The sequence below is a fragment of the Neolewinella sp. genome, assembly GCF_965214665.1.
Taxonomy (GTDB): domain Bacteria; phylum Bacteroidota; class Bacteroidia; order Chitinophagales; family Saprospiraceae; genus Neolewinella.
The window spans coordinates 2,123,697-2,145,826 of sequence record NZ_OZ243970.1; the positions used below are offsets into that span (position 1 = coordinate 2,123,697).

General features: G+C 60.9%; 17 protein-coding genes and 1 other RNA gene. 8 read left to right on the forward strand and 10 right to left on the reverse strand.

All coding sequences use genetic code 11. The annotated features are described in order from the left end of the window. The first annotated feature begins 2 nt into the window (after positions 1-2). A complete protein-coding gene (locus tag ACOOHD_RS09330) occupies positions 3-365 on the forward strand; it encodes a 2TM domain-containing protein (protein WP_420461294.1) in 363 nt (120 codons plus the stop codon). On the opposite strand, the gene ACOOHD_RS09335 is transcribed toward ACOOHD_RS09330, so the two are convergent. After that, positions 341-1,525: an NlpC/P60 family protein gene (locus ACOOHD_RS09335; RefSeq protein ID WP_420461295.1), complete on the reverse strand. Its 1,185-nt coding sequence runs from the start codon at positions 1,523-1,525 to the stop codon at positions 341-343. The two genes, ACOOHD_RS09330 and ACOOHD_RS09335, sit on opposite strands and share 25 nt — an antisense overlap. Before the next feature lie 196 nt (positions 1,526-1,721). Here ACOOHD_RS09335 and ACOOHD_RS09340 point away from each other — a divergent pair, with 196 nt between their 5' ends. Continuing rightward, positions 1,722-2,339, forward strand: a complete 618-nt coding sequence (locus ACOOHD_RS09340; protein ID WP_420461296.1) for an RNA recognition motif domain-containing protein — start codon at positions 1,722-1,724, stop codon at positions 2,337-2,339. 113 nt (positions 2,340-2,452) lie between these two features. Then, complete coding sequence (locus tag ACOOHD_RS09345; protein ID WP_420461297.1) at positions 2,453-5,545, forward strand: alpha-amylase family glycosyl hydrolase; 3,093 nt, start codon at positions 2,453-2,455, stop codon at positions 5,543-5,545. A 117-nt stretch (positions 5,546-5,662) separates the two neighbouring features. On the opposite strand, the gene ssrA is transcribed toward ACOOHD_RS09345, so the two are convergent. The 8 genes from ssrA to recQ form a co-directional block, all read right to left on the reverse strand. Next, positions 5,663-6,035: a transfer-messenger RNA gene (gene ssrA, locus ACOOHD_RS09350) on the reverse strand. A gap of 62 nt (positions 6,036-6,097) precedes the next feature. Continuing rightward, complete coding sequence (locus tag ACOOHD_RS09355; RefSeq protein ID WP_420461298.1) at positions 6,098-6,724, reverse strand: fumarylacetoacetate hydrolase family protein; 627 nt, start codon at positions 6,722-6,724, stop codon at positions 6,098-6,100. Between the two features lie 111 nt (positions 6,725-6,835). After that, positions 6,836-7,792 (reverse strand): phosphoribosylaminoimidazolesuccinocarboxamide synthase, encoded by a 957-nt coding sequence (locus tag ACOOHD_RS09360; RefSeq protein ID WP_420461299.1) that lies wholly within the window; start codon positions 7,790-7,792, stop codon positions 6,836-6,838. Between the two features lie 74 nt (positions 7,793-7,866). After that, complete coding sequence (gene hpf / locus ACOOHD_RS09365; RefSeq protein WP_420461300.1) at positions 7,867-8,202, reverse strand: ribosome hibernation-promoting factor, HPF/YfiA family; 336 nt, start codon at positions 8,200-8,202, stop codon at positions 7,867-7,869. A 45-nt stretch (positions 8,203-8,247) separates the two neighbouring features. Further along, complete coding sequence (locus ACOOHD_RS09370) at positions 8,248-11,358, reverse strand: AAA family ATPase (protein ID WP_420461301.1); 3,111 nt, start codon at positions 11,356-11,358, stop codon at positions 8,248-8,250. After that, the gene (locus tag ACOOHD_RS09375) at positions 11,355-12,611 is read right to left on the reverse strand and encodes an exonuclease SbcCD subunit D C-terminal domain-containing protein (RefSeq protein WP_420461302.1); all 1,257 of its coding nucleotides are present in this window, start codon (positions 12,609-12,611) and stop codon (positions 11,355-11,357) included. The genes ACOOHD_RS09370 and ACOOHD_RS09375 overlap by 4 nt, the downstream gene beginning before the upstream one ends. Beyond that, positions 12,611-13,048: a gamma-glutamylcyclotransferase family protein gene (locus ACOOHD_RS09380; protein ID WP_420461303.1), complete on the reverse strand. Its 438-nt coding sequence runs from the start codon at positions 13,046-13,048 to the stop codon at positions 12,611-12,613. The genes ACOOHD_RS09375 and ACOOHD_RS09380 overlap by 1 nt, the downstream gene beginning before the upstream one ends. Next, positions 13,045-15,279: a DNA helicase RecQ gene (recQ, locus tag ACOOHD_RS09385; protein WP_420461304.1), complete on the reverse strand. Its 2,235-nt coding sequence runs from the start codon at positions 15,277-15,279 to the stop codon at positions 13,045-13,047. Before recQ ends, ACOOHD_RS09380 begins: the two co-directional genes overlap by 4 nt. A 330-nt stretch (positions 15,280-15,609) precedes the next feature. Here recQ and ACOOHD_RS09390 point away from each other — a divergent pair, with 330 nt between their 5' ends. From ACOOHD_RS09390 to ACOOHD_RS09400, 3 genes are all read left to right on the forward strand, one after another. Further along, positions 15,610-16,020, forward strand: coding sequence for a hypothetical protein (locus tag ACOOHD_RS09390; RefSeq protein ID WP_420461305.1), 411 nt, complete (start codon positions 15,610-15,612; stop codon positions 16,018-16,020). Between the two features lie 77 nt (positions 16,021-16,097). Beyond that, the gene (locus tag ACOOHD_RS09395) at positions 16,098-17,435 is read left to right on the forward strand and encodes a M16 family metallopeptidase (RefSeq protein ID WP_420461306.1); all 1,338 of its coding nucleotides are present in this window, start codon (positions 16,098-16,100) and stop codon (positions 17,433-17,435) included. 46 nt (positions 17,436-17,481) lie between these two features. Next, complete coding sequence (locus ACOOHD_RS09400) at positions 17,482-19,572, forward strand: M16 family metallopeptidase (protein ID WP_420461307.1); 2,091 nt, start codon at positions 17,482-17,484, stop codon at positions 19,570-19,572. A gap of 121 nt (positions 19,573-19,693) precedes the next feature. Here the strand turns inward: ACOOHD_RS09400 and ACOOHD_RS09405 are convergent, their stop codons facing one another. Beyond that, positions 19,694-20,407, reverse strand: coding sequence for a glycosyltransferase family 2 protein (locus ACOOHD_RS09405; RefSeq protein WP_420461308.1), 714 nt, complete (start codon positions 20,405-20,407; stop codon positions 19,694-19,696). Between the two features lie 336 nt (positions 20,408-20,743). On the opposite strand from ACOOHD_RS09405, the gene ACOOHD_RS09410 reads away from it, so the two are divergent. Continuing rightward, entirely contained in the window at positions 20,744-21,343 is a 600-nt protein-coding gene (locus tag ACOOHD_RS09410) for a CopD family protein (protein WP_420461309.1), read from the forward strand. Between the two features lie 6 nt (positions 21,344-21,349). Beyond that, positions 21,350-21,991, forward strand: coding sequence for a response regulator (locus tag ACOOHD_RS09415; protein ID WP_420461310.1), 642 nt, complete (start codon positions 21,350-21,352; stop codon positions 21,989-21,991). Positions 21,992-22,130 lie beyond the last annotated feature (139 nt).

Here is a 22,130-nt window from a genome sequence, read left to right on the forward strand (position 1 = left end):
CCATGAGCCGCCGCCGCAAGTCCAAAAAGCACGCTTACGAGCAGAAGACGCTACAGGAAAAAAAGCTTGACTTTCGCCGCCACAGCCGCACCTACCTTGTCATGTGTGGCTTTTTCATTCTCCTCAATTTAGTCACCACCGGCACCATTGGTTGGGCCATCTGGCCCATTATGGGTTGGGGCATCGGCATCACCCTGCAGGCCCTAAGCCTTTACGGCCCCCTGGCCGATCCCGAGGACATTCACCCCACCGAGCAGAGTAGTCCACGCCGGGAGGGTACCCCCCTACCCGATCTGGAAAACGAGTCGCTGGAGCTACGGGAGCTCGAAGCTAAGCGGCCCTACCGTGATGAGGACTTGGTGTAAAGGGCTCTGAAGGCCTCGCCCACCGGCACTACCCCGGCGGCTCCTTCCCGCAGTCTACGCGCGCTCAGCAAACTAGCTTTGCGGTGCGGTGCAAAATCGGCGTCCTTTTCCAGCAGCGAGTTCTCCGTAATGTAGTCGTTGTCCGCCCCGGCGTGCAAAAAGCGTCCCTTACCGAGGTAAAAGCCCACGTGCGTTACCCGCTCGCTCCCATCCTCGCGGTAACTACCGAAAAACAGGAGATCGCCGCGCTGCACCTGAGTAAAGCCAGCATCCAGCGGCACGTCTACCCCGGCGTGTACCTGCTGCGAGGCGTCACGCGGAATCACGTAGCCATTCAGGTAGTAAGCCGTCTTGGTAAACCCGCTACAGTCCATCGCCTTCGGACTCGTCCCGCCCCACAGGTAGGGCCTACCCACCTGCGCAAAGGCCGTCTGTAGCACTGAATCAATGCCCACTCGATCAGGCTGCGCAAGCGCTCGGTAGAGCCGCAGTTCCCCTTCCCGCACGTAGCCCCGGCGGTCATCCGGCAGCCGCACTTCCACGAACTCCTCGGCGCGTGTACCCGTCACTTGCACCAGACAGCCCGCGACCAGTTCGGACACTACCCTCTCCCCACCGGGCCGGTCCAATACGACAGTCTGGGCGGGCACGCAGGTGCGCAGCCGGTCGGAGAACCACGCTTCTGCTCCGCTGCGATCCACCCCTACGAAGGCTCCCTCCTCCAGCCAGGCTAGGTAGCGGTCGGGCGTACGGATGAGGTACCAGCCGTCCGCCTCGTCGAGCAGCTCGATGGGCGTCCCGAGTAGGGCCTGGGAGGTGAGCTCCTGGGAGTGGCCCGGCTCGGTGCGGATGTTGGCCACCGAGGTACGAATAAGCCCGAAGGAGTGAGCAAGGCGCGGGTTTGGCAACAACCGAACGTCGTTGCTACTGCCGGGGCCGGCCGCCGTAGCCAGGGAGTCCAGCGCCCCTACTGCGGCCGGTAAGGTGGTGTAGCCAGTCAGCCGCAACGGGCCGTTGTGGCGGCTGACGGTGACCTCCACGCGATCAGTACGGCGGTCGGGGGCTAGTCGCTGGCGAAGTTCCATCACCGCATTTTCGTACTCCCCCGCCGTGGCGCTCCGGTCTGCCCCCGTTTTGCACCCCACTAGCAGCAGTAACATAAAAGTGAAAAAAATTGGGTTTTGCATTGGTTTAGGGGTTATTTTTGTCGTGGCCCGGAACTTTCGGGTCCTGCGTTGTTTTCTTAACGTAGTATTCACGGTTTTGGAGTTGGCTACCGTTTTGTTGAATAATCCTATCCTCTAGCGTTTCGCCTACAACAACACCATTTGTTTTCATCCTTTTTTCCTTTTCATTATGAATTTATTTGTTGCCCGGCTTAGCTGGGATACCGACGAAGATACCCTTCGCAATACCTTCAGCGCCTACGGCGAAGTAGAGTCGGTGAAAATCATCCTTGACCGGGAGACCGGTCGTTCCCGTGGCTTCGGCTTCGTAGAAATGCCGAGCGACGATGAGGCACAGGCAGCCATCGAGGCACTGGACCAGACTGACCTAGACGGTCGCACCATCGTCGTCAAAGAAAACGACCGCAAAGGCGGCGGTGGTGGCGGCAGTGGTGGCGGTGGCGGTTACCGTGGCGGCGGCAGTGGTGGCGGCGGCGGTTACCGTGGCGGCGGCGGCGGCGGCTACCGTGGCGGCGGCGGCGGCGGCGGCGGCGGCTACGACCGTGGCGGGCGCGGCGGCAGCGGCGGCGGCGGCGGCTACGACCGTGGCGGACGCGGCGGCGGCGGCGGCTATGACCGTGGCGGACGCGGCGGCGGAGGCGGCGGCGGCTATGACCGTGGCGGCTACAGTGGCGGCGGTGGTGGCGGTTACGAGCGTAGCGGCTATGACCGCGACAGCGGCTCGCGCTACGACCGGGGTAACCGGGGCGGTGGCTACGACCGTAATAGCGACAAAGACTACGAATAGTACTACCCTGCCGAATCGGGCTTTACCTCCCGGTGCACAGACAACAGAAGCCTTCCAAACAACCGTTTGGGGGGCTTTTCTTTTGTAGTTTCGCCTGCCTAAAGTCTTCGGCCATGACACAGTTTTACCTCAGTGTGCTCCTTCTTTTCACCAGTTTTTCGGCGGCGGCGCAGCTCATCACTACCGATCCAGCTGCCCCGGTAGAAGATCAGCCACTGACCATTACTTACGATGCCAGTCTCGGTACGGCTGGACTGAAGGACTGCAATTGCGATGTGTACATCCACACTGGAGTAATCACCTCGGCCAGTATGAGTAGCAGCGATTGGCAGAACGTGCAGACCGAGTGGGGGGTAGCCAACGATACCTGGAAACTGACGCCGGTTGACGGCCAGCCCAACAAATACACCTATACCTTCTCCCCCACCATTCGCGAGTACTTCGGGGTTGCCGCCGGTACCACCATCGAGCAAATCGCCATGGTGTTCCGTAATGCCGACGGAAGTCAGGAGGGGAAGGCCGCCGGCGGGGCCGATATCTTTGTGGACGTCAGTGATGGGGATAGCCTTTCACTCACGCTTACCGGTGACCCCGGCACAGACACCTATCCCCTGGGCAAGGCACTTCCCGTCACCGTCGGCAGCACCTCTGACGCTACACTTTCGATCTACGACAACGATAGCCTGGTCGCTAACGCCACGGGTCAGGAGCTTAACTACGCTGTTCGGCTTACCAGTCCGGGGGCGCACACGATCCGGGCTACGGCGGCAGCCGGGGGCGCCGAGGTCAGCGATTCGTTTACGGTCACGGGTGAGCTAGTCGTCGACCTACTCCAACCCAGTAGCTCAGTAGTTACCGGTACCGTTGGCCAGTCGGTCACCCTATCGGCTACCGCTTACGTTGAGTCCGATCTCCAGCTTACCACAGGCAACGTGGTGGTGAGCACCACGACCGATAGTGTACTGACCCACACCGTGGTACTCCCGGCCGGTGAGGTCATCACCTATACCATCACCGCGACCTACCGTGGGCAGGGGGCCACCCGTACCGTGACCTACATCACGGGCGAACCTACCATCGCCGCGTTGCCCGATGGTGCCGACCCCGGCGCTACCCTGATGGACGACGGTGACCTGATGCTGGTGCTGCGTGCCCCCGGCAAGTCAGATGTGTTCGTAGTGGGTAACTTCAATGACTGGTCTCCCGTAGCCAGCGCCCGCATGAACCGCACGCCGGACGATAGCACCTTCTGGCTCCGGGTGCCCGCCGATGTGCTACCGGAGGAGGACCTGCTCTACCAATACGCCATCGACGACCAGGGGCGCTACGCCGACCCTTATAGTACCCTGGTACTCGACCCCTTCAACGATGAATTCATCAGTGAGGAAATCTTCGCCGGTATTCCTAATTACCCCAGTGGGGAGACGGAGGGCATCGTGAGTTGGCTGCGATTGGACGAGCCTGAGTACCAATGGAGCGTCGTCACCTATGATATGCCCGATCCCAAAAAAATGGTGGTCTATGAGCTGCTGCTGCGCGATTTTCTGGCCGACCATAGCTTCCAATCCCTTACCGATACCCTGGACTACCTCGCACGCTTGGGTATCAATACCCTCGAACTCATGCCAGTCTCTGAGTTCGAAGGCAACATCAGCTGGGGCTATAACCCGAGCTTCCACATGGCGCTGGATAAATATTATGGCTCCCCGGAAGACTTAAAAACGCTAGTCGACGCTGCCCATTCCCGCGATATGGCCGTAGTACTCGACGTAGTCTACAACCACGCCTTCGGACAAAGTCCCCTGGTACAGATCTGGCCCGGTGCGGAGTCCTTCGTCCCCGGCCCCGATAACCCTTACGCGAACGTCACGGCCCGCCACCCCTTCAACGTCGGTACCGACCTCGACCACGAAAGCGCCCTAACGAAGGAGTACGTCAAGACGACGCTTACCTACTGGCTGGAGGAATTTCACATCGACGGCTTCCGCTTCGACCTCAGTAAGGGCTTTACGCAGACCGAATACGGAAGCGACGACGACGCCTGGAGCAGCTACGATGCCGGCCGCATCGCCATTCTGAAGGACTATGCCGACCTGGTCTGGTCCGTCAACGATAGTGCCTACATGATCATGGAGCACCTGGCAAAATCCCGCGAAGAAGAAGAAGAGCTAGCCCAGTACGGCAACGGCATGTACTTCTGGTCTGGAAAGCAACCCCACGATGCCTACCTCCAGGCAAGCATGGGCTACGATAAGGATGATCTCCGCCCAGCACTTGCTACCAACCGGGGATTTAGCGACCGCAACCTCATCGCTTACATCGAAAGCCACGACGAGGAGCGCATGATGTACAAGAACCTTGCCTTCGGTAACTCGAACGGCGACTACGACGTTAAGGACCTCTCCACCGCCCTCGATCGCGTCGAGCTCTCCAATGCCCTGTTCTACAGCATTCCGGGCCCGAAGATGCTCTGGCAGTTCGGCGAGCTCGGCTACGACTACAGTATCGACTACTGCGGCGACAACCGCATCGACGAGTCCTGCCGCACCGACCCGAAGCCGATCGTCTGGAACTACCGCGAGAACGCCGACCGCCGCGACGTCTACAATATGGTCGCCGACATGCTTTACCTGCGCAACAACTACGACTTCTTCCATGGCGAGATCACCAGTTCCCAGCTCGGCCCCGGCAACGTCAAGTATGTTCACCTGGACAGTGACGACGGTCAGGCCGCCGTGTTCGGTAATTTCGGCGTGACGACTCAGACCATCGCCAACCCCTTCCCGGCCACTGGCACCTGGTACGACTACTTTAGCGGTGACTCTACCTCGGTGACCGATGCCGCGGCTAGTATGAAACTCGCCCCCGGAGCGTACCACGTCTACCTCTCCCAGCGCGTAGAGCCTATGGGGGGGCGCCTCAGCACCAGCGTCAACGACCGCAACCTAGCGCGCCTCGCCTTCGGGGTGTACCCCAACCCCACGGCCGGAAGCCTTACCACCACCTTCACCCTGGAGCGCCGCGCCGAGGTCACGCTCACTCTGCTCGACCTCATGGGCCGTCCGGTCAGTCAGTTCTACCGCGGCACCCTCCCCGCCGGCCCCCAGGCTCTGCCCAGTCAGCTCGGCGATCTCCCCAGCGGCACCTACTTCCTCCGCCTGACCGACGGCAGTGCCGCCGCCATTCAACGCATCGTAATCTACTGAAACAAAAAAGCCCCGGTACGCATGGAGCGTATCGGGGCAATATCTACCGCCGCAGGCGTCTACCTAGCTGAAAGCTAGTCTACCCGCGAAGCGGTCTAACACCCGGCCAACGGCCGGTAGTGGAGGCGGCGAGAGTCGAACTCGCGTCCAGCGAAAGCGCAAGGCAGCTTTCTACATGCTTATCGGCCAGTTAGGTTTTCGAGCCGTGGGTGAGATTGGTCGCCCTCTCATTCACGGCCTTAGATCCTTAATCTCGCCTGCGACTCAGATCAGGGTCACGGGCCAGCCCGAGGGGGTGATGATATGCGGCATGGTGTGTATCGGGCGTCAACCACACGGCACATTTAGACAGCTAAACTGAGTTTAGGCTGCCATTGCATAGCTGGGAGTGCCAACTAAAGGGTAGATCGTTATTTTTAACGGAGTAACCAATCATGCTCCGGCATGCTTACTACAAAGCTTACTTCCCTGTCGATTCCGGTACGCCCCCTTTGGAGCTCGCCTATTCGGGCGACCATCTGAGCGAAAACCCACTCCCCCCCGGAAAAGTTCCTACTTCACCCGGGTTCTGAGCATTTCTTTTTTTCCCTCTTTCGTCCAGAGATAACCTACTAGCTCGTCTCCCTGGCTTAGCGGCCCCACGCCCTCCGGCGTCCCGGTGAAGAGCAGATCGCCCTTCTGTAGGCGGAAGAACTGACTGACGTAGCAGATCAACTCCGTGAGGGGAAAGAGCATAAGACGACTGTGGCCGTGCTGCACCTCCCGGCCGTTCTTTTCAAGGCTGAACTCGATGTCGCCTAGGTCGGGCAGGGCAGCGGGTGCAACGAAATCCGGGGAAAGCGGCGCGGACTGGTCGAAAGCCTTGGCGATTTCCCAGGGGTGGCCCTTTTCCTTGCACTCCTGCTGTAGATCGCGGGCGGTGAGGTCCAGGCCGAGACCGATGCTGTCGATGTAGTCCAGGGCGAACTGCGGCTGTACGTGGCGACCGTTCTTAGCAATCTTGATAACTACCTCCAGCTCGTAGTGGATGTCCTTGCTGTACTCCGGATAGTAGAACGGCTTATTATTGGGCAGGATGGCGGAGCCGGGCTTCATAAACACAATGGGGCGCTCGGGGCGTGCGTTGCCGAGCTCGGCGGCGTGGGCGGCGTAGTTGCGGCCGATGCAGATGATTTTCATGGGGCAGGGAGTTAAGGGCTAAAGGGGTTAGGGACTAAAGGTGCGGTGATGCTCGCTTTGCTCGTGATCGCAGGACCCTAAACGTCCGGTCGGTCGCAGCATCCGCTAAGGTCAGCGGTTGGTAACCTCCCAGTCAGTCCCCCGCAAGCTCCGCCGTATCCGCCCCTCGATATCCGAACTATCGGCCGGCACGAAAGCCTTACCGGTGATCATCTCAAAGAGCTCCGTATACCGCTGCGTCACACTATCCACAAAAGCATCCGGCATCTCCGGCATGGTCTGCCCTTCGAGACCCTGAAAGTCGTGCGCCATGAGCCACTCGCGGACGAACTCCTTGCTGAGCTGCCTTTGGTGCTCACCCCGTTGTTGGCGCTCGGCGTAACCTTCGGCGTAGAAGTAGCGGCTCGAATCGGGGGTGTGAATCTCGTCGATGAGGTAGACCGTACCGTCGAGGAGGCCGAATTCGTACTTGGTATCAACCAGAAGTAGGCCCCGCTCTGCGGCCATAGCGGTGCCGCGGGCGAAGAGGCGGCGGGTGTAGTCTTCGAGTTGGGCGTATATGTGTTCGGAGATGATGCCGCGGGCTATGATGTCCTCCCGGCTGATGTCCTCATCGTGGCCCTCCTCGGCCTTGGTGGCGGGGGTAATGATGGGCTCGGGGAAGGCATCGGCTTCGTGCATGCCCTCCGGCAGGGGTACGCCGCAAAGGGTACGCCGGCCGCCCCGGTACTCTCGCCAGGCGTGGCCGACGAGGTAGCCGCGGATCACCATCTCAACGGGAATCGGCGCACAGGCTTTACCGATGGCCACATTGGCATCGGGGTTGGCGTTGAGCCAGTTGGGGCAGATGTCGCGGGTGGCGTGGAGAAAGTGGGCCGCGATCTGGTTGAGAATCTGGCCCTTATGGGGGATGGCGCGCGGCAGGACATGGTCGAAGGAGCTGATGCGGTCGCTAGCTACCATCAGTAGCCGGTCACCGCGGCGGTACACATCGCGTACCTTGCCGCGGTACAGCTCGGCGGGGGGGGAAAAGGTGAAGTTAGTTTCGCGCAGGGCGGCGGAGATCATCCCGTTCGGTTTACGGCAATGATACGGTAAGTATACGTCGGCGGACGAAGGCGTCGTCCGCCGACGTATGCTCACTAACTCTGGTGGGAGGTATTCTTCTCCTTGTGCTTTTTGATCTGGCGGCGGAGGGCTTCGGTGACCTCGGCGGTGGCGCGCTCAATGCTCTCGTCGGTATGGGTAGCAAAGAGGTCATTGCCGGGGATGGCTAGGCGAATGTCGACGGTGTGGCCGTTCGTGGTGCTGCCGTCATCCTCCTTAAGGAATACCTCAGCGCGTTCGATGCGGTCGTAGTAGGTTTCTAACTTGTTGACTTTGGCGTTGATGACCTCGATGGTGGTGTCGGAGAGTTCGGAGGAGTTATGGATGATGACCTGCATATAGGCGTGTTTTTTGGTAATGGAATGCGGCAAAGACCGCGTTAGCCTAACCGCCGCCGCCCCCCTTTCGTTCGTTGCTCAACTGCTTAGCTGCACCCGACTGAAGCCATCTCCCAGTGGCTCCAACTGGATCTGGCAGTGAATACGCTCGCGCAACTGCTGCACGTGGCTGATGATACCGATGGTCTTACCCTGCGCCTGGAGCTGCTCCAGGGTGGCCATGGCCTGATCGAGCGTCTTACCGTCTAGGGTACCGAAGCCCTCGTCAATGAACAGCGACTGAATAAGCTGCTTGCCCCGCGCTAGGTCCGAGAGTCCCAGGGCCAGGGCCAGACTTATCAGGAAGGTTTCGCCGCCGCTGAGGGTTTCCATCGTGCGGCGGTTGTCGTTCATGTAGTTGTCGATGATCTCCAGGTCGAGGGTCTCCTTACCACCCGGCGGCGGCGGCGCGTAGCTCATCTGGTAGCGGGGGTTGATCGTTTCCAGGTGGCGGTTGCCGATGGCCACGAGGCGCTGAAGGGTAATGCTCTGGGCGAAACTGCGGAACTTCTTGCCGTCGGCCGAGCCAATCAACTCGTTCATGCGCGCCCAGCGGTCGCGCTCCCGGGCCAGGGTATCCAGCTCGGTGCGGCGGTGGGCTACTTCCTCGATACGCCGCTCGTCTTCGGTACGTCGTTGCTGGAGGGCACCGATCTCGCGCTCCACCTGCGTCAGATCGTCGGTGGTGTGGGCCTGTTCCCGGCGCAGCATCGCCTCCGGGGGAAGGTCCTCCAGGGCGGTAGCCGCGATGCCATATTCCCCGGCGGCCTGCTCGGCTAACGCATGGGCCGTTTTCCGGTCCTGCTCGGCGGTCTGAATTTGCTGCCTCAGGGCAAGTATCCGGGCCGGATCGAGGAGCTGCTCCCGGGCCCGTTCGATGGTGAGTTCCAGGGGAGCGAGTCGCTGGATGAGGTTTGCTTTCACCGTAGCATGCTCGGTACGCTGACGCTCGAGTTGCTGCGCGACGGACTGCTGCCGTTCCTGCACCTTCGCCACCTCGGTGCTAAGCCGTTGGAACTCCCCCTGCCGCTGGCTGCATTGCTGCCGTAGCTGCGCGGCAAGTTGTTGCTGGTGCCTACGGAAGGCTGCGCTGCTTTCGTGGGGGTGTAGGAGCGTGACGAGTTGCCTGCGGTGCTCGGTTAGCTCGACACGTATCCGACCGAGGCTGGCTTCTAGCGTAGTAGTCTGCTCCCGTAAAGTCGTTAGGCTCACCTCCTTATCCTCCAGTGCGGCCCGCTTGATTTGCAGTTGGGGGAGCAGGGGGCGTAGTTGCCGTAGTTGCTCCAATCGCTGGCTGCCCTCCTCCAGTTGCCGCCGTACTCCGGTCTGTCGGGTCGTCAGCTGCGCTCGATCCAGGTCAGGCGAGGCTCCGAGGGCCGTCAGTTGCTCGCGCCGTTCCTCCAGCACCCGGCTGCTCCCGGCGAGCTGGGTACTGAGGGTGTTGATCTGCTGGGTGAGGGCAAACACCGCGTTGTCGGTTTCGACGCGTGCGTTATCCAGCTCGACCACCCGTTGCTGTAGCTGATCGGGGGTGGCGCTCGTACCCACCCCGTGGTGCAGGTAGGGGTGGTGCTCGGCGCCGCAGAGGGGGCAGGGCTTACCGTCCTGCAGTGCGCGCCGGTGCTCCTCCAGGCTGGCCCGTAGTAGGGCGTTCTGCCGTTTTTCCTGGGCCAGATCGACCGCTTGCTCGGCTAGCTTCAGCTGTAGGGTAAGCTCAGTGTGCTGGAGCTTTGCCCGGTCGAGTCGCTCGTTCAAAGCAGCTTGCACCTGCGTTTCCCCGGCAATTTTTTCCTGGACGGTCAGGTACTTTAGCTGGTCGGCGACTACCACAGCCTGTTTCTCAAGGAGGGGGAGCTTGGCTTCCAGGGCGGATAGCTCGGTAGATAATTGTACTTCGGTGAGCCCGTGTAGCCGCCGCTCTAGTGCCGCGATTTCTTCCCGCAGGGTATCCCGCTCCGCCAGCAGGTTGTTGCGCGAACGCAGGTGCTGCGCTAGGTCGGACGACGTCGATTCCTCCCGCTGCGTAAGGGTGCGCAGGCCGACCTCCAGTACCTCGGCGTCGCACAAGCGCTGTTCCCGTTCCGGTTCCCGATCGGTGAATTGCTGTAGACGCCGATCGGCCACATCATTGCTGGTGGTGGCTGCTTCGAGGGCGGCGGTTGCCGTGGTAAGTTGTGCGGTGACCTGCCCGTGTTGCTGGCTCAACTGTGCTATCTCAGCGCGGAGAAGGCGGAGGCGATCCAGATCGGAGCGTAGGGGGATGAGCTCGTCATTTTGCTTAAGTTGCCCGCGCTGCTCAGTCAGACCTTCCCACCTTGCCTCACTGCGCTGACTGTGCAGCACGGCCCCATCCCGCTGCTCGGCCAGTTTAGCCGCGGTGAAGTAGGCCGCGAGTTGAGCCGCGTAGAGGGCCTGCCGGTCCTGTAGCTGAGAGGCGATCGCCTGTAGGTCAGCTAGCTGCTCGTCGAGCTGCTGCCGCTGCTCGGTGGGCAGCGGCATAAGGTGGGTAAGGGATTCAGCGGCGCGATCGTGGGCTTCCCGGGCCAATTTATGCCGCCGGAAGGCCCCCTCGCTGAGCTGGCGGTAGACCTCCGTACCGGTGATCTGCTCCAGAATGGCTGCTTTTTCCCCCGTATCGGACTTTAGAAAGCGGTCGAAAGCGCCCTGAGTTAGCATGACCGAACGCACGAAGCGGTCGTAGGAGAGGCCGGTGTATTCCTCGGTCAGTTGATCTACCTCCCGCTTTTTCGTGGCGAGAATATCGTAAACCCCGGTGGTAGAGTTCCAGCGGCTCAACTCCCGCCTACTATCCTGTAGGTCCTTATGCGCTTTTTTGTGCGCGCGCCGCCGCCGCCATACGCTACGGAAACGGCCCGCCGTGGTCTCGTACTCTACCTCGGCGTGGCACTGGGCCGTGCCGTGGGTCATTACGGTGGCTACTTCTTTCTTGAGGTCGGTAAGGGACTTGGTGCGCTCCGTTTGTCCGTACAGCGCCAGGGTAATGGCATCCAGGATGGTGGTCTTACCGGCACCGGTGGGGCCTACGATGGCGTAGAGGGGGTGATCGACCAGGGGCGGCTCGGTAAAGTCAATGGTGTGCTGCCCGCGGAGCGAGTTCAGGTTGAGGATGCCGATCCGCAGAATCTTCATCCGCCCGCTGCCTCGTTGACCCAGCTGCGTAGCTCCAGGAAATCCTGCCGCAGGGCCGTGGCTGCCTCGGCACTACAGTCGTTACGCCCGCACAACTGGGTAAAGACATCGAGGGGGTCGAGCTCATCGAGTTGCCGCTGTTCCTCCCGCCGCGGATCGTCACCTGCCCGGGGGGTCAGGCGCTCGCGACTGACGCGGATCAACTCTACCGCTAGCTCCCCACCGGGATCCGCCTGGGCCCTACGAACGACGTCGATCAGTTTTTCGCGCAGGTTGGGGATGGGCTCGTCAGTCAGTACGCGTACCTCGGCCCAGGGGGTGAGTAGGTTCGGATCACGCTCAGCGACGGCCTGGCGCAGACGCTCCTTGACCTCCGCTAGTTCGTAGCGTAGCCGAAGCAGGGGGCGGCTGCCGGGTAGCGGTAGTTTACGCGTCCGCACGACCGCACCGGCGCGGCCGAGCTCCACGATACGCACGCTGCGGGCGGCCTGCCCCTCCACGAAGGTCAGCGGGACGAGGCTACCGGCGTAGCGAACATGGTCCTTCCCGCCCACGCTCTGCGCGCGGTGGATATGGCCCAGGGCAACGTAATCGAAGCAGTCCGGAAAGTGGCCGGCGTCAATGTTGTTCTCGTTAGCTTGGTAGATGTAGCTCTTCTTTTCCTCATCATCCGTAGCCCCGGCGGCAAAAAGGTGACCGGTGGCCACAATGGGCACCTGCTCGCCCGAACGCAGGGCCACGGCGGCGGCGGCAATGTCCTCGAAGTGGCGGCGGATGCCGTCGCGTAGGGCCGTTTCGCGATCTTCGGGTGACTCCCCAAAGCGGGCGGTGCGTAGGTCGCGCTCCCGCAGGTAGGGGACGGCGGCAACGACGAGCTCTTCCTCGCCGCAGTTAATGCAGACCACGCGTTCTTCCGCCGCGGTGTCGGCGGCGCCTACCACATGAAGTTGTAGGGCCCTCATCAGGCCGCGGGGAGCGTTGAGGAGGGAGGGCGAGTCATGATTGCCCCCCACCACCACCGCTGAGGTACAGCAGGTATGTTTGAGGCGGGCCAGAAAATCATAGTAGAGCTCCTTAGCCTGGTTAGACGGATTGGTCACGTCGAATACGTCGCCGGCTACGATGACCACGTCGATGCGCTCGGCGTCCACGGTCTGTAGCAGCCAGTCGAGGGCCGCGCGGTGCTCCGGCGTGCGATCGCGGTTATACAGGCGGTGACCCAGGTGCCAGTCTGCCGTGTGGAGGATGCGCATCAGTGGCCGGTAAACTTCTGGTGCTCGGGATTGGTGCGGTAGTAGGGGGGATAATCGCCGTTGGGAATTTCCGTCTTCTTTCCCGCGTCGCCTCGCTGGTACTCGTAGGTCTGCGCCCGAAATTTGCCGCCGCCGGCTACTTGTACCTCAACGGTAGCTTTTCGGTACTGCTCGGAGGAGAGTCCCGATACGCCCTCGTAGGCATCGAGCAACTGCCAGGTCTCTTCGGCCCGCTCGGGATTAATTCGGTAGAGCTCTCCCTTCGTGGTGCCGCTGCCCCTGACGAAGCCCGGGTAGCCCCCCAGGTCGATGAGCCGACCGGTCGCGGTCGCCTTTCCCACTAAGCCGGCCCGTCGGCGCAGGAACTTGCTCATGCTGGAGGGGATATCGCTACGCAGGGTACCGTAGACGAATAGGTATTCAGCGGCGGGGCTCATGACGCGGTCGGTAGGGGGTGACGGGTACGGTAGGCTTCTACCAGATCGAGGTGGTGGTAGGTGACCACACCCTCCTGGTAGTGGGCGGCAATGTACGCCAGGATGCCCTTGCGCCCCTCTAATTCCGGTACCCGGCGTACGGCCTCGTCGATCCAGTCGATGACCTGCCCCGGCAGTAGGTCCTCGATCTCCAGGTCGTGGCCCTCCCCGTAGGCCTTGGCGAGGTGGCTGTAGGTGGTAGTGGTTTTTAGTCCCCGGTTATGGGCAATGTCCCGGATGGAAGCTCCGCCGATATATTGCTGATAAGTGACCAGATGGGTGGGCGTGTCGCCCCGGCGCGCCCGATCCTCGGCTTTTTTGACCTTGCGAACGTCGCCCTCGCGTTCCCTGCGTGCCTCGGAATCGGACGGGCCGGCGGCACCGGAGGGCCTCTCATCGCCGTAGGACCGGATCGCCTGCAGGAAGTGCGCGCCGAAGCGGGCGAGCTTCACCTCCCCTACTCCACTGATGCGTGACAGCGCCAGCTCGGTACGGGGGGCGGCGGCGGCCATCTCCTCCAGGGTCTTATCGGAAAAGATGAGATAGGGCGGGATGGCAGCCTCCTTAGCCAGGGCGCGGCGCACCTCGCGGAGCACTTCGAATAAGGTACCCCGACTGCGCGGCGCGGCGGCCCGCTTGGCGGTCTTATCCTTTTCCTGCTGCTTGCGGTCCTTGATGGTCTGAAACTTGACCAGTTCGACCGTCTCCCCGTCGAAGAGTACGCGGCGGGCGGCCGGGGCCAGGCGCAGCTTATTATAATCTTCGTGGGCCACGTAGAGGTAGCCCAGGCTGATGAGCTGACCGAAGTACTGGTTCCAGTCGTAGCTCGACATATCGCGGCCGGCGCCGTAGGTCTTGACCCTGTCGTAGCCATGCTTGAGCACCTCCTGCCGACTGGAGCCGCGCAGTACGTCGATGGCCATAGTCTGTCCGACGCTCTGCCGCAGCCGGGCCACGGCACTCAGCGCCTTCTGGGCCAGGACGGTACCATCGAAGCGTTCGGGCGGATTGGCGCACACGTCACAGTTGCCGCAATCGTCGCTGTGGTCCTCGCTGAAGTAATTGAGCAAAATGCGGCGGCGGCAGGCTAGGCTTTCGGCATACTCCTTCATACGGTCGAGCTTCGCGAGCTGGATCTCGGAGTTGCCCCCGCCGGAAATCATATCCTTGAGGGTGGTATAGTCGTTGTAGGAGTAGAACAGCAGGGTGTCCGACTTGGAGCCGTCGCGGCCCGCCCGGCCGATCTCCTGGTAGTAATTCTCCAGGTTCTTGGGCAGGGTGTAGTGGATCACCCAGCGCACGTTGCTCTTGTCGATGCCCATACCGAAGGCGATGGTGGCGCAGATGATGAGCGTCTTATCGTTGATGAAATCGGACTGCACTTTGGCGCGCCGATCGGCGCTGAGTCCGGCGTGGTAGGCCTCGGCGTTGTAGCCCGCCTCGCGGAGCTTATCGGCCAGCGACTCGGTTTGCTTGCGGCTGAGGCAGTAGACGATGCCGGCCTGGTCGGGGCGCTCGCGGATGAAGCGCACGATCTGCTCGCGGCGCTTCTGCCCGGGGCGTACCTCCAGACTCAGGTTAGGCCGGTTGAAGGAGGCGATGAACTGCTTGGCGTCCGCGATACCGAGCTGCTCGGCCATATCGCGGCGGGTGAGGCGGTCGGCCGTAGCGGTCAGGGCCAGCACGGGCACCTCGCCGAAGGCCGATTTGAGTTGCTTGAGCATGGTGTACTCCGGCCGGAAGTCATGGCCCCAGGCGGAGATGCAGTGGGCCTCGTCGATGGCAAAAAGGCAGACGCGGCGGCGGCGCAGGAAACTAAAGAAGCCTCCTGAAAGGAGCTTCTCCGGGCTCACGTACAGCAAATGCAGCTCCCCGTTTTCGTAGGCCTGCTCCACGGCGTGGCTCTCGCTACCCCGCTGGCTGCTGTTGAGGTAGGCGGCGCGAATGCCCACGGCGCGCAGTCCGTCGACCTGGTCCTTCATCAGCGAGATCAGCGGACTGATCACCACCACCGTACCCTTCATGGTCACGGCTGGGATCTGGAAGCACATCGACTTGCCGCCCCCGGTGGGCATGAGTACGATGCCGTCTCTGCCCGCATACACGTGCTCGATGATGGCCAGCTGCTGGGGCCGGAAGTCGTCGTAGCCGAAATACTTTTTGAGGGCGGCGCGGGCCAGGGCGGGGGTCATTAGGTTCTGCTTAAGTGGTGGTCGGCAAATATTACAAATTGTTTTAGGATTTGCAAGGGTGTTTGAAAAATTTGTTGGGTAAGAGAATGTGGGTATGTTCACCACAGATGGCCTATGTGTCATACGGGGGAGGGGCTGTCGTCGGCCGAGGTTTGCGTAGCTTGGCTCGTCCGCCGACTTGGTTTGGAATAAACCCCAGAGCGCGCCGAGGGCCACAGAGACGTTTTCAGCAACACCTCTGCGTTACGCTGCGGCCTCTGCGGTTCATTACACAACTTTTCCGCCACCCCCTTTGAACCCCGCCCGGGGTACCTTAATTTTAGCCCTCAGATGGCTAATCGCTTTTGGAACCGACAGATCAACCGCCTGGAACGGGCGGGCAACGATGATTTTTTGCTCATCCTGACCGGTGGGGCGGGGGCTTATGCCACCCACGAACTGCACCACCTGTTACGGCGGCTCCGTATTGAAAGTATGCGGCTACGCGAATTACGCCGTACGATCTTCCGGCTGGGGGTATGCATCCCGGCAATGCTTTTTACGGCCTGTGCCGCCGGCCTGCTGGGCTGTCACCCCGTCGTGTACGGCACGCTGGCTGCCCTGGCCTTCCTGGCCGTCGTGCTCATCGGGGCTACCGCCTACGTGCGGGGGCGCTTCAGCTGCCACGACCGGGGCAAGCGCCTACGTTGTATCATCCAGCAGGAGCTGGAGCGGCGGCGGAAGGACGTTAACGCAATCTGACCCCCTGAGTCGTTGTTTAACGCTTCGTTAGCAAACGTCGGGTCGGTTTTGCTGTTCCAGCAGCAAATCGACATTTTATGTACACACTCACCCAGCGGCTCTTTTTGCCGCTTCTCTTGCTCTGCCTATCCATCACCGTCGCAGCCCAGGAGACCGCCCAAATTGACTTTGAAAAATACGAGCTCGACAATGGCCTGAAGGTGCTATTGCACCAGGACAATACTACCCCCATCGTCGCCGTATCCATTATGTATGAGGTGGGCGGCAAAGACAGCTTCGAGGGGCGCACCGGCTTCGCTCACTTCTTCGAGCACCTGCTCTTCGAGGGTAGCGAGAACATTGGCCGCGGCGAGATCGACGATTACGTACAGAGCGCCGGTGGGGCCCTCAATGCTAACACCAGCAACGACCGCACCTATTACTACGAGCTACTGCCCAGCAACCAGCTCGCCCTCGGCCTCTGGATTGAAAGCGAGCGCCTGATGCACGCCAAGGTGCAGACCGTTGGCGTCGAAACCCAGCGCGAGGTCGTTAAGGAAGAACGCCGGCAGAGCTACGACAACCGCCCCTATGGCACCATCACCATGGAATTGTACAAGCGCGCCTACAAGGAGCACCCCTATAAAGACCCCAATATCGGCTACATGGAGGACCTCAATAATGCCGAGGAGGCCGACTTTCAGCGCTTCTACAAGACCTTCTACGTCCCCAATAACGCTATCCTAAGTATTGCCGGTGACATCGATATCGAGGACACTAAGGAGCTTATCGAGAAGTATTTCGCCGACATCCCCCGCGGCCCCGAGCCGCCCCGCATAGAGGTCGTCGAAGCCCCGCTCGGCGGCGAGGTGCGCGATACGGTATACGACAACGTGCCCCTGCCCGCTCTCATCATGGGCTACCGCACTGTGGCCCGCTCCGACCCCGACTACTACGCCATCAGCCTGATGAACCAGGTGCTGAGTCAGGGACAGAGCAGCCGCCTCAATAAGGCGCTGGTCGACGAAAAGGAACTCGCCGTACAGGTAGGCAGCTTCCCCGCCAGCAGCCAGGACCCTGGACTAGCCATTGCCTTCGCCATCACCCGCCCGGGCACCGAGGACCTGCGTCCGGTAGAGGCTGCCTTCGAGGCTGAAATTGAACGGCTACAGACCGAACCCATCAGCGATCGCGAGCTGCAGAAGCTGCGCAACCAGATCGAGGCCGCGGCCATTGCCGGACTGGGCAGCGTAGCCGGTATCGCCGAGAGCCTGGCCGACAATGAGATGTTCCTCGGCGACGCCAACCTGATCAACACCGAAACCCAACGCTACATGAACGTGACCAAGGAGGATATCCAGCGTGTAGCTAAGGAGTACTACACGCCCGAAAACCGGGTTGTCCTCTACTGGCTGCCCCAGCCCACCAGCCGCTAAGCCTCCCGCTTCCTCCCTACACTCCTACCCTAATCAACGATTACCTATGTACCGCTATACTATTCAGCTGACTACCCTGCTGCTGGCTTTGCTTTGCACCTGCGGCCCCGCCCCTCTGTTTGCCCAGGCTACGGACGACTTCCGTAAAACGGCCCCGGAGCCCGGTCCCGCACCGGAGATCCAACTGGGTGACTTTGAAGACTTTACGCTCGATAACGGCCTGCAAGTCGTACTGGTCGAGAACCACAAACTGCCCCGGGTGAGCTACCAGCTCTTCGTGGACGTGCCGCTGCACCTGGAGGGTGAGACCGCCGGAGCCCAGGATATGCTCGGTAGTATGCTACGTCGCGCCACCACCGATAGGACGAAGGAGGAGATTGACGAGGCCATCGACTTCATCGGAGCTAGTCTGAGTACGAGCGGAAACGGCGCCTACGCCAGCACGATCTCGAAGTATAAAGAGGACGTGCTGAAGCTGATGGCCGACGTAGTGCTGAAGGCCGAATTTCCCGAAGACGAGTTCAATAAGGTCAAGGAGGATACCAAGGCCGGGCTGGCCCAGGAGACCACCGATCCGAACGCCATCGCCAGCCGGGTACGCCGCGCCGTCATCTACGGTAGCGACCACCCGTACGGCGAGTTGATGACCGAGCAGACGCTCGAGAACATCGACTTGGCTGCCGTCAAGGAGGTCTATGCTACTTACTTCGTACCCAATCGCAGCTACCTGGTTATGGTCGGCGACCTGACCCCCGAGGAGGCCCGCCGCCTGGCCGAGGAAAACTTCAGCGACTGGGCCGAAAAGGAGGTGGAAGTGCCCGAATTTGCCACCCCCGAGCGGCCCGACGGCGTGACCGTCAACTTTGTGCCCCGCACCGGCTCCGTGCAATCCAATATTATAATTGCCGACCCCATCCAGCTCAAACCCGGTACCAAGGAGGCGATCCGTGCTCAGCTACTCAACATCGTGCTCGGTAGCGGCTTCAACGGCCGCCTGTTTGCTAATCTACGCGAGGACAAGGGCTACACCTACGGGGCCTACTCCAGCACCAACGAGGACCCCATCGTGGGTAACTTCCAGGCCTACGCCAGCGTGCGCAACGAGGTGACCGACTCGGCCGTGACCGAGTTCATGAATGAGCTGCGGACCATCGCCGACGAGCCCATCTCCGACAAAGAACTGATGGACGCCAAGATGCAGACCGCCGGTAGCTTCGGCCGCGCCCTGGAGAGCCCCCAGCGGATCGCCAGCTACGCCCTCAATACGGTACGGTACGACCTCGACCGCGACTTCTACCCCGACTACCTCAAGGTGATGCAGAATACCAGCATCAACGACGTTGAGGAGGTCGCCGAAGAAATCATCACACCCCAGAATGTACACATCATCGTGGTGGGTGACAAGACCGAAGCCGAGAAGCTGGCTCAGTTTGCCACCAGCGGTAAGGTCAACTACTACGACGTCAACGGGGAGCCGGTAGATATGGAAGCTATGTCCGCCCCTACTGACGCCACCCCCGAGGGCGTACTCAACGGCTACTTCGAGGCCATCGGTGGTAAGGAAGCCGCTATGGCCCTGGAGAACGTCTCCATGACTATGGAAGGCAGCGTACAGGGACAGACCATCAATCAGACCATGGTCAAGACCAAGGACGCCCGCATGAGTAGCCAGACCAGCATGATGGGTATGGTGCTGGCCGACCAGCGCTACGCCGACGGTAAGGCCATGGTGAAGCAACAGGGCCAGAGCATGCCGCTTCCCGATGAGGCCGTGGCCGCCATGAAAGACGAGGCCGCCTTGTTCCCCGAAACCGCCTACCTCGACATGCTCGACAGCATCACCGTCGAGGGCAGCGAAATGGTCGACGGCGAGCAGGCCATCGTCCTGGCCATCACCAAAAACGGTCAGACCACCCGCGAGTACTACGCCGCCCATGGCGGGCTTAAATTGCAGACCGTCAAAACCCAGGGCCCGCAGACCATCACCCAGAGCTACGCCGACTACGAGGCCGCCGGTGGTATTCTCTTCCCCCGCACCATCAAGATCGAAGGCATGATGCCGATTCCGCTGGAGATGAAGGTGACGGAGGTGACGGTGAATGGCGAGGTGGATCCCAATCTCTTTGAGATTGAGTAGACCGCAAGGGGTAGACCGCTGCGCGGGTAGAGCTCGTCTCGCAGGCACGCCATGCGGCAGCTCTACCCGCGCAGCGGTCTACCCATTTATGGTCTACCCCGTAGGGTCTACCCCATAGGGTCTAACCATATTTAACAATACACCAGATCGCCCGCACCCCATCCCGCCACCCAATCTTCTTGCCCTCCGCGTAGGTGCGGCCGTAGTAGCTGATGCCCACCTCGTAGATGCGCACGCCGGGAATGCGCGCCACCTTGGCCGTGACCTCGGGCTCGAAGCCGAAGCGCTCCTCCTCCAGGTAGAGTGACTGTACGAGCTCCGTGCGGAAGAGCTTGTAGCAGGTCTCCATGTCCGTTAGGTTGAGGTTATTGAAGGCGTTGCTGAGGGTGGTGAGGAACTTGTTGCCGATGGTGTGCCAGAAAAAGAGGATGCGGTGCGGCTTGCTGCCCTGGAAGCGGCTGCCGTATACGACATCGGCGAAGCCATCCAGCATGGGCTGCAGCAGTTCGTTGTACTCGCGCGGGTCGTATTCGAGGTCGGCGTCCTGAATGATGAGGTAGTCCCCGGTAGCCTGGGCGATACCGGTGTGGAGGGCGGCGCCCTTTCCGCGGTTGACGGGGTGGCGGTGGTACTGTAGGTCCAGTTCGGGATGGGCCTGCTGGTAGCGGCGGATAGCCCCCTCGGTATCGTCGGTCGAGGCGTCATCAACCACGATAAGTTCCTTACCAATGCCGTCGATGAGATCCACCTCCCGGACCCGGTCGAGAATACGGTGGAGGGTCCGCGCCTCATTGAAGGCGGGAATCACGATCGAAAGGGTCGCGGGGCTAGACATGGAGGGCGGTTTTCCGGCGGCGAAGGTAGTCTCCCCGGCCGGTACCGCACTAGGCGAAGAGCAGTGCGATCAGTAGCAAAACTACAAACAGCTTACCGCAGAGGGCGTCGAATTTCATAGGAGTTAGGAGCTAGGTCGATTTACATGAGGTTCCCCAAACAACTAGTCAAGATGACCTTTTAGTATACCTTAGATGCTATAAACTTACCAGACGGTACACTTACCGGTCAGACAGCATTAGGGGGCGCGTGCGCAGGTGCAAAGATAGGTAGCGGATTCGTCATTTTGACGTTGAAGTGAAGCCCTGCCCCTTACCCCCGCGTTATCTTCGTAGCTATGGATATCATCCTCTTTGGTAAGGCCCTGCACGTCATCGGGTTCATCAGTTGGTTTGCCGGCCTGTTCTTTCTCGGGCGCCTGCTGGTCAATCACGCGGAGACCGACACCGTCGCCGCCGCCGGGTTACCCGATAGTGCCCTGCGTGCCCGGATACTGCGCGAGGAATATAGCGGCATGGAGACCCGGGTATACAAAATCATTACCAACCCGGCGATGATGATCACCTGGACCGGCGGCCTCATTATGGTCGCCGCCAATCCCAGCTACTTTGTGAGCGGCACCCCGGGCTGGCTGGCCGTGAAGCTGACCTTCGTCATTTCGATGGTGGTGTATCAAGTGTACACCAAGGTCAAGCTCATGCACCCCATGCAGGCCGGTGAGCGCCCCTTTTCGGCCTGGCAACTGCGGCTCTGGAATGAGGTCCCCACCTTTTTCCTCGTAGCCATCGCCTTTACGGCCGTATACGGTAAGGTGGGGCAGCTGAGTTATCTGTACCTTGGCATTGGTGTTGCGCTGTTTAGTCTAATGGTCTACCGCGGTGCCGTAGCCTACCGGAACCGCCGTAGCGACGCCACTCCCTTACCTCTTGAAAAATAAGCTACCATGATCTACCTAGGAATTATCGAAGACGAGCCCATTATGCTGGCCAGCGTCGAGGAATGCTTTGACGGCAACCGCGACGTGAAGGTGGTGCACGCCGCCACCAGCGTCGAGGACTTCCTGAGCCGGGTGCCCAGCAGCAGCCCCCTCAATACCCTACTGCTGGATATCATGCTGCCGGGCATGAACGGCATCGCCGGCATCCCCCGCCTGCTGGAGCGGTGGCCCGAGATGGACATCATCATGCTCACGAACAGTGACGAGAGCGACAATATCTTCCGCGCCCTCCAGAGCGGTGCCGTGGGTTACATCTCCAAGCGCCGCGTCAACCCCACCATCATCCGCGACGCGGTACACACCGTCAACCGCGGCGGCAGCTACATGAGTCCCTCCATCGCCCGCCAAGTCGTGGCCTTCCATAACCAGCAGCGCAAGAAAAGCAGCGTCTCGCCCGCCGACCAACTCACCGCCCGCCAGCTCGAGATCGTCCAGGGCCTGGTCGACAACCTCAGCTACCGCGAGATCGGCGAGCGCCTCGATATCAGCATCGAAACCGTACGTGACCACATTAAGAATATCTACCGTAAGCTGCAGGTGAACTCTAAGATGGAGGTGGTGCATAAGAAACTGAAAGGAGAAATTTAGACCCCAAGGGGGTAGACGCTTCGCTGATTAGATCCTAAAGGGGTAGACCGCTACGCGGGTAGAGCTCTAACCGCGCAGCGGTCTACGGCGCAGCCTCTATGGCGTAGCCTCTACCCCCGAAGGGGTCTACACACTACCT